General features: G+C 72.1%; 14 protein-coding genes. 11 read left to right on the top strand and 3 right to left on the bottom strand.

Annotated features, from left to right (window positions below):
- Positions 1-281 precede the first annotated feature (281 nt).
- The 7 genes from ACFVWD_RS54765 to ACFVWD_RS54735 all read left to right on the top strand — a co-directional run bounded on the left by ACFVWD_RS54765 (position 282) and on the right by ACFVWD_RS54735 (position 6215).
- Positions 282-851, top strand: a complete 570-nt coding sequence (locus ACFVWD_RS54765; RefSeq protein WP_101400976.1) for a GNAT family N-acetyltransferase — start codon at positions 282-284, stop codon at positions 849-851.
- 105 nt (positions 852-956) lie between these two features.
- Positions 957-2654 carry a proline--tRNA ligase gene (locus ACFVWD_RS54760; protein WP_389606372.1) on the top strand — a complete coding sequence of 566 codons (1698 nt, stop codon included), beginning with the start codon at positions 957-959 and terminating at the stop codon, positions 2652-2654.
- 152 nt (positions 2655-2806) lie between these two features.
- On the top strand, positions 2807-3130 hold the full coding sequence (locus ACFVWD_RS54755; RefSeq protein WP_389606370.1) for a hypothetical protein: 324 nt from the start codon (positions 2807-2809) through the stop codon (positions 3128-3130).
- Positions 3130-4107, top strand: a complete 978-nt coding sequence (locus tag ACFVWD_RS54750; RefSeq protein ID WP_389606368.1) for an FAD:protein FMN transferase — start codon at positions 3130-3132, stop codon at positions 4105-4107. The genes ACFVWD_RS54755 and ACFVWD_RS54750 overlap by 1 nt, the downstream gene beginning before the upstream one ends.
- On the top strand, positions 4104-4703 hold the full coding sequence (locus ACFVWD_RS54745) for a ferric reductase-like transmembrane domain-containing protein (protein WP_389606366.1): 600 nt from the start codon (positions 4104-4106) through the stop codon (positions 4701-4703). Before ACFVWD_RS54750 ends, ACFVWD_RS54745 begins: the two co-directional genes overlap by 4 nt.
- Positions 4700-5962: an NADH-ubiquinone oxidoreductase-F iron-sulfur binding region domain-containing protein gene (locus ACFVWD_RS54740; protein WP_389606364.1), complete on the top strand. Its 1263-nt coding sequence runs from the start codon at positions 4700-4702 to the stop codon at positions 5960-5962. Before ACFVWD_RS54745 ends, ACFVWD_RS54740 begins: the two co-directional genes overlap by 4 nt.
- A gap of 1 nt (position 5963) precedes the next feature.
- Positions 5964-6215: a ferredoxin gene (locus ACFVWD_RS54735; RefSeq protein WP_168511710.1), complete on the top strand. Its 252-nt coding sequence runs from the start codon at positions 5964-5966 to the stop codon at positions 6213-6215.
- A 16-nt stretch (positions 6216-6231) separates the two neighbouring features.
- On the opposite strand, the gene ACFVWD_RS54730 is transcribed toward ACFVWD_RS54735, so the two are convergent.
- The 3 genes from ACFVWD_RS54730 to ACFVWD_RS54720 all read right to left on the bottom strand — a co-directional run bounded on the left by ACFVWD_RS54730 (position 6232) and on the right by ACFVWD_RS54720 (position 8303).
- Entirely contained in the window at positions 6232-7173 is a 942-nt protein-coding gene (locus ACFVWD_RS54730; protein WP_389606374.1) for an aminoglycoside phosphotransferase family protein, read from the bottom strand.
- A gap of 90 nt (positions 7174-7263) precedes the next feature.
- Positions 7264-7764, bottom strand: a complete 501-nt coding sequence (locus tag ACFVWD_RS54725; RefSeq protein WP_384912136.1) for a ferritin-like domain-containing protein — start codon at positions 7762-7764, stop codon at positions 7264-7266.
- The gene (locus ACFVWD_RS54720; protein ID WP_389606362.1) at positions 7761-8303 is read right to left on the bottom strand and encodes a hypothetical protein; all 543 of its coding nucleotides are present in this window, start codon (positions 8301-8303) and stop codon (positions 7761-7763) included. Before ACFVWD_RS54720 ends, ACFVWD_RS54725 begins: the two co-directional genes overlap by 4 nt.
- A gap of 214 nt (positions 8304-8517) precedes the next feature.
- Here ACFVWD_RS54720 and rimP point away from each other — a divergent pair, with 214 nt between their 5' ends.
- The 4 genes from rimP to infB all read left to right on the top strand — a co-directional run bounded on the left by rimP (position 8518) and on the right by infB (position 13721).
- Positions 8518-9024, top strand: coding sequence for a ribosome maturation factor RimP (gene rimP / locus ACFVWD_RS54715; protein ID WP_385385141.1), 507 nt, complete (start codon positions 8518-8520; stop codon positions 9022-9024).
- A 2-nt stretch (positions 9025-9026) separates the two neighbouring features.
- Positions 9027-10049: a transcription termination factor NusA gene (nusA, locus tag ACFVWD_RS54710; RefSeq protein WP_101400981.1), complete on the top strand. Its 1023-nt coding sequence runs from the start codon at positions 9027-9029 to the stop codon at positions 10047-10049.
- 90 nt (positions 10050-10139) lie between these two features.
- A complete protein-coding gene (locus ACFVWD_RS54705; protein WP_389606359.1) occupies positions 10140-10418 on the top strand; it encodes a YlxR family protein in 279 nt (92 codons plus the stop codon).
- A gap of 147 nt (positions 10419-10565) precedes the next feature.
- Positions 10566-13721 (top strand): translation initiation factor IF-2, encoded by a 3156-nt coding sequence (infB, locus tag ACFVWD_RS54700; RefSeq protein WP_389606357.1) that lies wholly within the window; start codon positions 10566-10568, stop codon positions 13719-13721.
- Positions 13722-13877: the final 156 nt, after the last annotated feature.

The raw sequence follows: 13877 nt of genomic DNA, 5'->3' as shown, positions 1-13877 counted from the left end.
AGCTCTCGACTCCGCTCGAGCAGGGGGGACCCCCATGACGCCGCAGGGCCCGCCCTCCGGGCGGACGACGGGAATGTGACGACAGGACCTAGCGCTCGCAGAGGCCCGGGGAACTCCTCGACCGACCTCGGACCGGCCCCCGACCGACCTCGGACCGGCTCCCGACCGACCTCGGACCGGCCCCAGAAGGACTCCCGATCGGCCCGTGACCCGGCCGCACCCGACACAACCTCCCGTAGTCCCGGCGCGATCCGGCGAAGCGCCCCGGTAGTCTCCCCGGCATGCTGCGCTTTCCCGGTCAGGGCCCCCGCAACCCCGACGACGTGGTCGTCGGCCCGCTGGATCTCGCGGCGCGCGTCGACGAGGCGCTCGCCGTGCAGGCCCTCGCCTTCGGGCTGGGCGCCGACGAGATCGCCGTACGCCGTCAGATCGTGCTGCGTCACCTCACCTACCCGGGAGCCCGCGCACTCGGCGCGACGACGGTCGACGGACGGCTCGTCGGCTTCGTCTACGGCATGCCCAACGACCGCACCCACTGGTGGTCCACCGTCGTGGAACCGTATCTGCGCGCCCAGGGACGCGACGCCTGGCTCGACCACTCCTTCGTGATCACCGAGCTGCACGTCCACCCGCACTACCAGAACCACGGCCTGGGCCGGTCCCTGATCACCGGCATCACGGACAGCGCCACCGAACCCCGCTCGATCCTCTCCGCCATCGACACCGACAGCCCGGCCCGCGGCCTGTACCGCTCCCTCGGGTACGAGGACCTCGCGCGGCAGGTTCTCTTCCCCAGCGCACCCAAGCCGTACGCCGTCATGGGCGCTCCGCTGCCCCTGCGCAGGCGCTGAGCGCCTGGGCCTGCCCTCCGGCCGGGGGACCAACCGATTTCCACCGGGATGGGCCGCCCGGCTAACCTCCTAGCCATCACCCTTACGCAGCAGGAGTCGAGAACCATGGCCCAGGTCCAGCGCATGTCCCGTTTGATGGTCAAGACACTGCGTGACGACCCGGCGGACGCCGAGACGCTCAGTCACAAGCTGCTCGTCCGCGCCGGCTACGTACGCCGCAACTCCGCCGGCATCTGGACCTGGCTGCCGCTCGGCAAGAAGGTCCTCGACAACATCTCCCGGGTGGTACGCGAGGAGATGGACGCCATCGGGGCGCAGGAGGTCCTCCTGCCGGCCCTGCTGCCCAAGGAGCCCTACGAGGCCTCCGCCCGCTGGGAGGAGTACGGCGACCTCCTCTTCCGTCTGAAGGACCGCAAGGGCGGCGAGTACCTGCTCGGCCCGACCCACGAGGAGATCTTCACGCTCGTCGTGAAGGACCAGGTCGCGTCCTACAAGGACCTGCCGGTCATGCTGTACCAGATCCAGACGAAGTACCGCGACGAGGCCCGCCCGCGCTCCGGCGTGCTGCGCGGCCGCGAGTTCCAGATGAAGGACTCCTACTCCTTCGACACGACGGACGAGGGCCTCGCGGAGTCGTACGCGCTGCACCGCGCCGCCTACCAGAAGATCTTCGCCCGCCTGGGCCTGGACTACCGCATCGTGTCGGCCGTCTCGGGCGCCATGGGCGGCTCGGCGTCGGAGGAGTTCCTCGCGCCCGCCGCGGCCGGTGAGGACACCTTCGTGGACTGCCCGTCCTGCGACTACGCGGCCAACACGGAGGCCGTCACCTTCGCCCTGAAGCCGGTGGACGGCTCCGGCGTCGGCCCGGTCGAGGAGCTGGACACCCCCGACACCCCCACCATCGAGACGCTCGCCCAGCACCTCGGCGTCCCGGCCTCCGCCACCCTCAAGAACCTCCTGGTCAAGGTCGACGGCGAGATCGTGGCCGTAGGCGTCCCCGGCAACCGCGAGGTCGACCTCGGCAAGCTGGGCGAGCACCTCGCGCCCGCCGTCGTCGAACTCGTCACCGCCGAGGACTTCGAGGGCCGCGGCGACCTCGTCCGCGGTTACGTCGGCCCGCAGGGCCTGGAGAAGGTCCGCTACATCGCCGACCCGCGGGTGGCCCCCGGCACGGCCTGGATCACCGGCGCCAACAAGGTCAACACGCACGCGAAGAACGTCGTGGCCGGCCGCGACTTCGAGGTCGACGACCACCTGGACGTCGTCGTGGTGGAAGAGGGCGACCCGTGCCCCAAGTGCGGCACCGGCCTCAAGCTGGACCGCGCCATCGAGATCGGCCACATCTTCCAGCTCGGCCGCAAGTACGCCGACACCTTCCAGCTCGACGTCCTCGGCCAGCAGGGCAAGCCGGTCCGCGTGACCATGGGCTCGTACGGCATCGGCGTCTCCCGCGCGGTCGCGGCGCTCGCCGAGCAGTCGGCCGACGAGCAGGGGCTGTGCTGGCCCAAGGAGATCGCTCCCGCCGACGTCCACGTCGTCGCCGCCGGCAAGGCCCTGCAGACCGAGCTCGCCCTCGACGTGTCGGAGAAGCTCGGCGCGGCGGGCGTACGCGTCCTCGTGGACGACCGCGCCGGGGTCTCCCCGGGCGTGAAGTTCACGGACGCCGAGCTCATCGGCGTACCGAAGATCCTGGTGGCCGGGCGCCGCTCGGCCGAGGGCGTCCTCGAGCTGAAGGACCGCCGCACCGGCGAGCGCGAGGAGCTGACCGTGGACGAGGCGATCGCCCGCCTGGCGGCCGAGTAGCAGAACCGGCCGAGTAGCCGAACTGCTTGAAGTCTGAAATCAAAGACGTCTCTCAGAGACTTCTTTCGAGGCGTACGGGTGCCTCACAGACTTCTCTCAGGCTGCTCCCCGACCGTAGGACGTGACAGAGCGTCATTCGGAGGGGAGCAGCCATGACAGGCAGCGAGCGGGGGGCCGCCGCGGCGGTCCGCAGAGGAGCACGGCGCACGGCGGCCGCTGCGGCGGCGGTCACGCTGGCGGCGGCAGCCGGGGTCTTCGCCCTGGTCGGCACAATGCAGGCGGACGCGGACACGGCTGCGAGCGGCACGACGAGTGCGACGAGTGCGACGAGTACGGAGTCGTCCGGTTCGGAGTCGTCGACCACGGGCAGCGACAGCGATTCGAGCGGCAGTACGGACTCGACCCTTCAGGCCCCCTCCGCCAGCCCCACCTCCTCCAGCGGCGGCACCGCCGACTCCACCTCGGGGGCGTCGTGATGGCCACGCTCACCCGCCGCACCACGGCCGCCGCCGACTGGCGCGCCCTCGGCACCAGCGTCCGCCTGGTCACCACCGATCCGGCCCTGCTGGACTCCTGCAACCTGCTTCTCGCCCGGCACCTCGCCGAGGTCGACGCCGCGTGCAGCCGGTTCCGCCAGGACTCGGAACTGGTGGCCCTCGACCAGGCACAGGGCCGCCCGGTCAGGGTCAGCCCGCTGCTCGCCGAGGCGCTGGCCGTCGCCCTGCGCGCCGCCGCCGCGACCGACGGGACCGTCGATCCCACGGTCGGCTCGGCCATCGGCGCCCTCGGCTACGACCGCGACTTCCGGCTGGTCCAGGAGGACGACCGCCCGGTCCGGCTCACCGTCCGCCCGGTCCCGGGCTGGCGCGCGGTGACCCTGGACCGCGCGACCGACACGGTCACCGTCCCGGCCGGGGTCCAGCTCGACCTGGGCGCCACGGCCAAGGCCTGGGCCGCCGACAAGGCCGCCGCCCTGCTCGCCGAGGCGGCGGGCTGCGGAGTCCTGGTGAGCCTGGGCGGCGACACGGCCGTGGCCGGCGACCCCCCGGCAGACGGCTGGCGCATCCGCGTCCAGGACGCCACGGGCCCGGTCGAGGAGACACCCGCGCCGGGGACGTACGCCATGGTCGCCATCCGGAGCGGCGGCCTCGCGACCTCCGGCACCACCGCCCGCCGCTGGCGCCGGGGCGCCCACGATCTCCACCACATCGTCGACCCGTACACCGGCCTGCCCGCCGAGACCCCCTGGCGCACCGTCTCCGTGGCCGCCGCGACCTGCGCGGACGCCAACGCGGCCGGCACGGCGGCTCTGGTCAAGGGCGCGGGCGCGGAACGGTGGCTGGCAAGGCTCGGCCTGCCCGCACGTCTGGTGGCGAAGGACGGCACGGTGGTGACGACACCGGGCTGGCCGACTTCCGGCCCGGCCTGGTCCGGACCCGAGGCCGCCGCATGAGCGACTCCTCCCTCCTCTGGTACGCCAACAGGGCCACCGGAGCGGTCAGCCTGGTCCTGTTCACCGTCGTCGTACTCCTGGGCATCGCCGTACGTCTGCGCGGCAGACTCCCCGGCCTCCCGAGGTTCGGGACGGTCCAGCTGCACCGCGTCCTCTCCCTCTCCGCCACCGTCTTTCTGGCCCTGCACATCACGGCCGCGGTCGTCGACAGCTATGTGAGCATCAGCCTCCTCGACGTCCTCGTCCCGTTCGCCTCCACCTACCAACCCCTCTGGCTGGGCCTCGGTACGGTGGCCCTCGATCTGATGGTCGCGGTACTGATCACCAGCCTGCTCCGAGCCCGCGTCGGGCACCGCGCCTGGCGCGCCGTCCACTGGCTGGCCTATGCCTCCTGGCCGATCGCGCTCATCCACGGCATCGGCATCGGCACGGACACCGGCGCCGGCTGGATGCTGTGGCTGACGATCTCCTGCGTGGCCGCGGTCCTCACGGCCTTCGGCATCCGCGTCGCCCACGCGGCCCGAGCCTCCGGGCGATCCCCGTCCACCCTGCTCCGTACGGCCGAAGCCCGTACGCCCGAAGGAGCCCGCCCATGACCACGACCGTGACAGTAACCGCGACTGCGACTGCGACGACCATGGCCACCACCTTTACGGACATCTACATGCCACCCCGCCTGCTCGCCCCCGGTGGCGCCCCGGCCGGCTTCACCACCCACGAGCAGCGCTACGGCCCGGTCGTGCACGGAGACCCGGCCCAACTGCTGCGCACGATCGCCGAGTCCGGGCTCACCGGCCGCGGCGGCGCCGCCTTCCCCACGTACCGCAAGCTGGTCTCGGTCGCCGAGGCGGGCCGCCGCACCGGTCGCACCCCGGTCGTCGTCGCCAACGGCGCGGAGGGCGAGCCCGCGAGCGCGAAGGACAGGACGCTGCTGCGGCTGTCGCCCCATCTCGTCCTGGACGGGCTGCAGTTGGCGGCCGAAGCGGTCGGCGCGGGGGAGGCGTACCTCGCGGTCGAGGACCACGCCACGCCCCTCGAAGCGGCGCTCGCCGAGCGACGGGACCCGCTGCGGGTGCGCACGGTACGCGTCCCGAAGCGCTTCCTGTCCGGCCAGTCCTCGGCCCTCACCCAGTACGTCTGCGGACACGCGGCCCTCCCGCGCCACCAGCGGCCCCCGGTGCGTGAACAGGGCGTGCACCGCGCGCCGACGCTCGTCCAGAACGTCGAGACGCTCGCCCACCTCGCCCTGATCGCCCGCTACGGCGCCGACTGGTTCCGCTCGGTGGGCACCCCGGCCGAACCGGGCAGCGCCCTGTGCACGGTGCATGTGCCCGGCCGCGAGGTACGGGTCGTCGAAGCCCCCTTCGGTATGCCGCTGCACCGTCTCCTCCCGCTGGACGGCATCGGCGCGGTCCTGGTCGGCGGCTACCACGGCACCTGGCTCCCGGCCGCCGGGGCCGCGACCCGCACGCTGACCGTCGCCGACCTCGGCGCGGGCGTGCTCGCCGCGCTGCCCACAGGCCGCTGCGGCCTGGCCGAGACCGCCCGTGTGCTGCGCTACCTGGCCCTCGAGTCGGCGGGCCAGTGCGGACCCTGCCTCAACGGTCTGCCCCGTATCGCCGCCGCCTTCCAGACCCTGGCCGCACCCGGTCCGCAGGGCGGCACCCGCGACGACATCGCCCGTTGGGCCGGACTCGTCGAGGGCCGCGGCGCCTGCCACCACCCCGACGGCACGGTCCGCCTGGTGCGCAGCGCGCTCACGACCTTCGCCGCCGAACTCGACGCGCACGCCGCGGGCCACTGCACGGCGACCGACCACACCCCGCTGCTGCCCGTCCCCGCGAACAGGAACTGACATGGCCCGCCACGCCCACCGCACCGACCGTGCGGACCGCACGCACCGTCTGGATGTCGACTGGACCGCCTGCCAGGGCCACGGCCTGTGCGCGGAACTCCTCCCCGAACACATCACGCTCGACGAGTGGGGCTACCCGCTCCTGGGCGAGGCCCCCCTTCCATCCACCACCCTGAAACGCGCCCGCAGAGCCGCCGCCGACTGCCCGGTACTGGCCCTCAAACTCGCCACCACACAAGGAAGTCAGGGCTAGGTCCTGGCAGGGTCGGTCAGAGCCAGCCCGCGAACTCCAGCAGCAGCTCCGCGTCCTGCGGACGCCCGACCCGCCCCGCCCGTACGCCGGACTCGACCGCCCGGAACAACGTCCAGCCCCGCAGCCGCTCCTGGTCCACCTCCAGGGACTCGGCGAGCCGCTTGACCCGTCGCCGTGTGATCGACGATCCGGAAGGGGACGCGATCAGGTCCTCCACCCGGTCCCGGACCAGCCGGGCCAGGTCGAAGGCGCACTCGCCGACCACCGGGTCCGGGCCCACGGCCAGCCAGGGCATGCGCTCACCGGCGAGCACCTTGCTCTGCCGGAAGGTGCCGTGCAGCAGCCGCTCCTCGGGCGGGCCGGCGAGGAGCTCCTCGCGGGCCGCGAGCGCCGCGTCGACCAGGGGCGCGACCTCGCTGTCGGCGCTCGCCGCCGCCCGCATCGCCTCGGCCTGCCGCCCGGTCCGCTCGGCGACGGTCTCGAAGACATGGGTGGCGGGTGGTTCGACCCACAGCCGTCGCAGCGTCCCGGCCGCCTCCAGCAGAGCCTTCGCCTCCGGCAGCGAACGCACGGACAGATCGGGACGCAGGCGCTCCAACAGCAGTACGCCGAGGGTGTCACCCTGCGCGTCGGCGGGGTTGAGGAGCTGTACGGCGCCCCGTCCGTCCCAGTGGGCGAGCGCGGCCCGCTCGCTCTCCGGACGGGCCCGCGGCGGCGCCAGCTTCAGCACGGCGGGCGTCCCGTCGGCCTGCCGGACAAGCAGGACAAGGCTGCTGCGGCCGCCGGGTGCCTGCACCCGCTCCACGGTCAACTCGCGTAGATCGATCGCCTGTTGCGCCAGCACGGGCAGCTTGTCCAGCCACTCGCCCGTCCCGTCGGACCCGCCGGAGCCGTTGGACCCGCTCCGCTGCGTCTCGCCGAGTGCCCGTACCAGGCGCCGCGGCGGTTCGAAGGCCATGCGCGAGTCCATTGCGCGAGGTGTTCCTTTCCAGCTGGTCCAAGTCGTCCAAGTCGTCCAGGTCGTCTCGTCCGGGCCGTCAGGGGCGCGTCACGAGGGCGACGGCGTCGCCGCGGCAGGGGTGGCCGAGGGGGCCGCCCGCTCGGCGAGACCAGGGAAGGCTACGCTCTCCCCGCGCCAGCGCACCGCCCGCACCGCCGCCTCCCGCAGCGCCTCGGCGGCCGTGCGCCGCCGATCGCCCGAGGAGGCGCGTACGAGGTCGGAGTACGCCCCGGCCACGCGTTCCTCCAAGTCGGCCGCGAGCTGTACGGCCGCGGCGGAGTCCTTCACGGCGAACGGCAGCGCGTACGCCGCCGCGGAGACCTCCGGCCTGCCGCCCAGGTCCCGTACGGCGCGCGCGAGTTCGTCGCGCCGGGCCCGATGGGCGTCGTACGCCGAGCGGGCCTCGCCCCGGCGTCCCTCGTCGATCCGGCCGCCGACGACTCCGTACCCGTAGACGACGGCGTGCTCGGCGGCGAGCGCGGCCTGCAACGCGCCGAGCTCGGCTTGCTCGGCCTCCTTGGTGCTCTTTGTGTCCTCGGTCGTGCTCACTTGGCACCCTCCGTCAGCAGGAACGCGTGTGCGGCGCCGGCCGCGGCCACCGAGGCCAGCAGCCTGGCCAGCTCGCCCGGGACCGTCAGCAGGGCCTTCGTCCGCTGGTCGGCCAAGGTGCGCTCGGCGGTGGCGAGGTCGGCGAGAGCGTCCTTCTCCTGGGCGGGCACGGTGGGGGAGGGGCTGGGGTGCGCCGAGGCGGAAGCCGACGGCGAGCCGGAGGCGGAGGGCCGACTGCCGGCGGCTGAGCTGCTCCCGAACGCCTTCGCGTGCCGTACGACCTCCGCCCGCAGTGGCTTCAGCCGGGCCGCCAGTGGGGGATGGGCGGTGATCACGGCGGCGTAGCGTGCCGCGAGCGTCTCGCTGTCGCGGGCCGCACGCGCGCGTGCGCGGTCCGCGGCCGAGGGGGTCTCGACCGTGGTGTCGGTGGACGACTCGGGGGCGGAACAGCCCACGAGCACGAAGGTGCCCGCGGCGGAGGCGAGCAGGCTCCTTCGGCGCGGCCCCGAGGGGGAGCGCGGCGGCAGGGTGAACGGCACGGCAGACGTCCTCGGAAGGCTCGTACGAAAGGGAGGGCGGCACGCCCGTGATCACGGTACCCGTGCCCCACCCGATCACCCCCCAGGGGCTCGCCCCGCGACTCAGCCCCCGGGGGCGGGGGACGGTGGACGGCAACACCCTCTGCGACCGGATACCCTTTGACCAGACACACGACCAACCCACAACAGCACACGCGGCCGAGGAGTCACCCGGATGAGCACCACCCAGAGCGAGAGGCTGCGAGTACTGCTGGAACCGCTCGTCAGCTCTCAGGGCCTCGACCTCGAAGAGGTCGAAGTGGACTCGGTCGGACGTAAGCGTGTGCTGCGTGTTGTCGTCGATTCGGACGAAGGTGCCGATCTGGACGCGATCGCCGATGTGAGCCGCGCGCTCTCGGCGAAGCTCGACGAGACGGACGCGATGGGCGAGGGCGAGTACACCCTCGAGGTCGGAACCCCCGGTGCCGAGCGTGAGCTCAAGGAGCACCGTCACTACGTACGCGCCACGGACCGCCTGGTGAAGTTCCAGCTGGGGGACGGCGACGAGTTGGTCGCGAGAATCCTCGACGTGGACGAAGAGGGAGTCGATGTCGAGGTGCCGGGCGTGAAGGGGCGCAAGCCCACCGCCAAGCGGCTCGCCTTCCAGGACATCGCCAAGGCCCGCGTCCAGGTCGAGTTCAACCGTAAGAACAAGAACGAAGAGAACGCAGAGGAGGCGTAGCCGTGGACATCGACATGAGTGCCCTGCGGGGCTTGGTACGGGAGAAGGAGATCTCCTTCGACCTGCTGGTCGAGGCGATCGAGTCGGCCCTCCTCATCGCCTACCACCGCACCGAGGGAAGCCGCCGCCACGCGCGCGTCAAGCTCGACCGGGAGACCGGCCATGTGACCGTGTGGGCGAAGGAGGACCCCGAGGACCTGGAGGAGGGGCAGGAGGTACGCGAGTTCGACGACACCCCGTCGGGGTTCGGCCGGATCGCCGCGACCACCGCCAAGCAGGTCATCCTGCAGCGCCTGCGGGACGCCGAGGACGACGCGACGCTCGGTGAGTACGCCGGGCGTGAGGGCGACATCGTCACGGGTGTCGTACAGCAGGGGCGCGACCCCAAGAACGTGCTCGTCGACATCGGCAAGCTGGAGGCCATCCTGCCGGTGCAGGAGCAGGTCCCGGGAGAGACGTATCAGCACGGGCTGCGGCTGCGCTCGTACGTCGTTCGGGTGGCGAAGGGCGTGCGCGGTCCGTCCGTCACCCTGTCGCGTACGCATCCCAATCTGGTGAAGAAGCTCTTCGCGCTGGAGGTTCCGGAGATCGCCGACGGTTCCGTCGAGATCTCCGCGATCGCACGCGAGGCCGGTCACCGTACGAAGATCGCCGTCAGGTCCACCCGTTCGGGTCTGAACGCCAAGGGCGCCTGCATCGGCCCCATGGGCGGCCGGGTGCGCAACGTGATGGCCGAGCTGAACGGCGAGAAGATCGACATCGTCGACTGGTCGGACGACCCGGCCGAGATGGTGGCGAACGCGCTCTCCCCGGCCCGCGTCTCGAAGGTCGAGGTCGTGGACCTCGCGGCCCGCTCCGCGCGCGTGACCGTCCCGGACTACCAGCTGTCGCTGGCGATCGGCAAGGAGGGCCAGAACGCCCGCCTCGCGGCCCGCCTCACCGGCTGGCGCATCGACATCCGTCCGGACACCGAGCAGCCGTCCGACGAGACCGCTCGGCGCGGCGCGGACCAGCACCGGGAATAGTTCTGAGCCGTAGGTGGCTTAGATCACGACAACAACCGTTCGATTCTTGCCCCAAAGGGGTGAGGTCGGTGCGGGGAGGTAGACTTAAGAGTGTCTGGCCGGACGCGAGCCCGCGCATGCCCTGAACGCACCTGTGTGGGGTGCCGGGAGCGAGCGGCCAAGACTGATCTGCTGCGGATCGTGGCGATCGAGGGTGAATGTGTCCCCGATCATCGCGGTACGCTGCCCGGCCGGGGCGCATATGTGCACCCCGCCCTGGTCTGTTTCGACCTGGCGGTACGCCGCCGGGCGTTCCCACGGGCGCTGCGTGCCCCGGGACCGCTCGACACAGCGGCGTTGCGCCTCTGCGTCGAGCAGGCAACACCGTAAGGAGCGTCGTACGGAACCCCCGTGCGGCCCTGGTACCCCGCGAGTTGGAAGTAGGTCGAGATTGCGATGAGCACTCGATGAGCACGCGATGAGTACGCCCATGAAGTAGCGACGGTCCGGACGCATCCCGGACCTAAAAGGAGCGAAGTGGCTAAGGTCCGGGTATACGAACTCGCCAAGGAGTTCGGGGTTGAGAGCAAGGTCGTCATGGCCAAGCTCCAAGAACTCGGTGAATTCGTCCGTTCGGCGTCCTCGACGATCGAGGCGCCCGTTGTACGCAAACTGACTGACGCCCTCCAGCAGGGCAGCGGTGGCGGCAAGCCCGCCCCCGCTCGTAAGGCTGCCCCGGCGAAGCCGGGTGCCCCCTCTCCGGCGCAGGCTGCCCGTCCGGCCGCCCCGCGCCCGCCGGCCCCGAAGCCGGCCGTGGCCGAGCGCCCGGCCGCTGCTCCGGTCACTCCGGCAACTCCGGCGGCTCCGGTCACCCCGGCCGCTGCGGGTCCGCGCCCGACCCCGGGTCCCAAGCCCGCCCCGAAGCCCGCTCCGGCGGCTCCGGCTCCGGTCGCGGCCGAGTTCACCGCGCCCCCGTCGGCTCCCGCGGCTCCCGCCGCAGGTCCCCGTCCGGGCGCCCCGCGTCCCAGTGGCCAGGCTCCGCGTCCCGGCGGTGCCCGTCCGGCCGGTGGTCCCGGCCAGGGTGGTCAGGGTCGCGGCGACCGTCCCGAGCGCGGCGACCGTCAGGGCGCCCCGCGTCCCGGCGGCCAGGCCCCGCGTCCCGGCGCTCGTCCGGCCGGCCCGCGTCCGGGCAACAACCCGTTCACCTCTGGTGGCTCCACCGGCATGGCGCGCCCCCAGGCGCCCCGTCCGGGCGGTGCCCCGCGTCCCGGTGGCGACCGTCCCGGTGGCGCTCCGCGTCCGCAGGGCGCGGGTCAGGACCGTGGTCCCCGTCCCCAGGGCGGTCCCGGCGGCGCTCCGCGTCCGCAGGGCGGTCCGGGCGGTGCCCGTCCGACCCCGGGCGGCATGCCTCGTCCGCAGGGTGGCGCTCCGCGTCCCGGCGGTGGCCCCGCCGGTAACCGTCCCAACCCCGGCATGATGCCGCAGCGTCCCGCTGCGGGCAGTCCCCGTCCCGGTGGTGGCCCCGGTGGCCGCGGTCCCGGTGGCGGCGGCGGTCGTCCCGGTGGTCCCGGTGGCGGCGGCGGTCGTCCGGGTGGCGGCGGCTTCGCCGGTCGTCCCGGTGGCGGCGGTGGCGGCTTCGCGGGTCGTCCGGCTGGTCCCGGCGGTGGCGGCGGCGGTTTCGCCGGTCGTCCCGGTGGTCCCGGCGGTGGCGGCGGTGGCCGTCCCGGCTTCGGCGGTCGTCCGGGTGGTCCCGGTGGCCGTGGTGGCACGCAGGGTGCGTTCGGCCGTCCCGGCGGTCCGGCGCGTCGTGGTCGCAAGTCGAAGCGGCAGAGGCGCCAGGAGTACGAGGCCATGCAGGCCCCGTCGGTCGGCGGCGTGATGCTGCCTCGCGGCAACGGACAGTCCGTCCGCCTGTCGCGCGGTGCGTCCCTCACCGACTTCGCGGAGAAGATCGGCGCCAACCCGGCGTCGCTCGTCGGCGTGATGATGAACCTCGGCGAGATGGTCACTGCCACGCAGTCCGTCTCCGACGAGACGCTGAAGCTCCTCGCGGACGAGATGAACTTCGTCCTCGAGATCGTCAGCCCCGAGGAGGAGGACCGCGAGCTGCTCGAGTCCTTCGACATCGAGTTCGGCGAGGACGAGGGTGGCGAGGAGTTCCTCGTCGCGCGTCCGCCGGTCGTGACCGTCATGGGTCACGTCGACCACGGTAAGACCCGCCTTCTCGACACCATCCGCAAGACGAACGTCGTCGCGGGCGAGGCCGGCGGTATCACGCAGCACATCGGTGCGTACCAGGTCACGACCCAGGTCAACGAAGAAGAGCGCAGGATCACCTTCATCGACACCCCGGGTCACGAGGCGTTCACCGCCATGCGTGCCCGTGGTGCGAAGTCGACCGACATCGCGATCCTCGTGGTGGCGGCCAACGACGGTGTGATGCCCCAGACGATCGAGGCGCTGAACCACGCCAAGGCGGCCGACGTGCCGATCGTGGTCGCGGTCAACAAGATCGACGTCGAGGGTGCCGACCCGACCAAGGTGCGCGGTCAGCTCACCGAGTTCGGTCTGGTGGCCGAGGAGTACGGCGGCGACACGATGTTCGTCGACATCTCCGCCAAGCAGGGCCTCAACATCGAGGAGCTGCTGGAGGCCGTGGTCCTGACCGCGGACGCCTCGCTCGACCTGCGGGCCAACCCGGAGCAGGACGCGCAGGGCATCGCGATCGAGTCCCACCTCGACCGTGGCCGCGGCGCCGTCGCGACCGTCCTGGTCCAGCGAGGCACCCTGCGGGTCGGCGACACCATGGTGGTCGGCGACGCGTACGGCCGTGTCCGCGCGATGCTCGACGACAAGGGCGAGAACGTGGAAGAGGCGGGTCCCTCGACCCCGGTCCTCGTCCTCGGTCTCACCAACGTCCCGGGCGCCGGCGACAACTTCCTGGTTGTCGACGAGGACCGCACGGCGCGTCAGATCGCCGAGAAGCGCGCGGCGCGTGAGCGCAACGCCAACTTCGCCCGCCGGGGTGTCCGGTTCTCCCTGGAGAACCTGGACGAGGCCCTCAAGGCCGGTCTGGTGCAGGAACTCAACCTCATCATCAAGGGCGACGCGTCCGGTTCGGTGGAGGCTCTCGAGTCCTCGCTGCTCCAGCTCGACGTCGGCGACGAGGTCGACATCCGTGTCCTGCACCGCGGTGTGGGTGCGGTCACCGAGTCGGACATCAACCTGGCGACCGGCTCCGACGCGATCGTCATCGGCTTCAACGTCCGCGCTGCGGGCCGCGCGGCGCAGATGGCGGAGCGCGAGGGCGTCGACGTCCGGTACTACTCGGTGATCTACCAGGCCATCGAGGAGATCGAGGCGGCCCTCAAGGGCATGCTCAAGCCGGAGTACGAAGAGGTCGAGCTCGGCACGGCGGAGATCCGCGAGGTCTTCAAGTCGTCCAAGCTGGGCAACATCGCCGGTGTCCTGGTCCGCTCGGGCGAGGTCAAGCGCAACACCAAGGCGCGCCTCGTCCGCGACGGCAAGGTCATCGCGGAGAACCTCAACATCTCCGGTCTGCGTCGCTTCAAGGACGACGTCACCGAGATCCGCGAAGGCTTCGAGGGTGGTATCAACCTCGGAAACTTCAACGACATCAAGGTCGACGACGTCATCGCGACGTACGAGATGCGCGAGAAGCCGCGGTCGTAACGCAGTGGCTTGAGCTGGCCGACGGTGAGAAGTCACCGTCGGCCAGCTTGCCGTTTAAAAGATCGCGCAGTTCCCCGCGCCCCGTTAATGGACGCGGGGACCTGCGCGAACGGCCCCCGCCGGTGGGGGGGGGGTAACTCCGTCGAGCGTGCCAGG

It is taken from the genome of Streptomyces sp. NPDC058086 (assembly GCF_042885015.1).
Lineage (GTDB): Bacteria > Actinomycetota > Actinomycetes > Streptomycetales > Streptomycetaceae > Streptomyces.
Note: the sequence above shows the minus strand (reverse complement) of the source record. Positions and strands in the feature narration are given on the sequence as shown.

Coding starts and splice junctions, on each gene's coding strand:
- ACFVWD_RS54730 (WP_389606374.1), bottom strand. CDS start 7,173: ATGGCCTTCGAACCGCCGCGGCGCCTGGTACGGGCACTCGGCGAGACG.
- ACFVWD_RS54745 (WP_389606366.1), top strand. CDS start 4,104: ATGAGCGACTCCTCCCTCCTCTGGTACGCCAACAGGGCCACCGGAGCG.
- ACFVWD_RS54765 (WP_101400976.1), top strand. CDS start 282: ATGCTGCGCTTTCCCGGTCAGGGCCCCCGCAACCCCGACGACGTGGTC.
- ACFVWD_RS54740 (WP_389606364.1), top strand. CDS start 4,700: ATGACCACGACCGTGACAGTAACCGCGACTGCGACTGCGACGACCATG.
- ACFVWD_RS54755 (WP_389606370.1), top strand. CDS start 2,807: ATGACAGGCAGCGAGCGGGGGGCCGCCGCGGCGGTCCGCAGAGGAGCA.
- ACFVWD_RS54750 (WP_389606368.1), top strand. CDS start 3,130: ATGGCCACGCTCACCCGCCGCACCACGGCCGCCGCCGACTGGCGCGCC.
- ACFVWD_RS54760 (WP_389606372.1), top strand. CDS start 957: ATGGCCCAGGTCCAGCGCATGTCCCGTTTGATGGTCAAGACACTGCGT.
- rimP (WP_385385141.1), top strand. CDS start 8,518: ATGAGCACCACCCAGAGCGAGAGGCTGCGAGTACTGCTGGAACCGCTC.
- ACFVWD_RS54735 (WP_168511710.1), top strand. CDS start 5,964: ATGGCCCGCCACGCCCACCGCACCGACCGTGCGGACCGCACGCACCGT.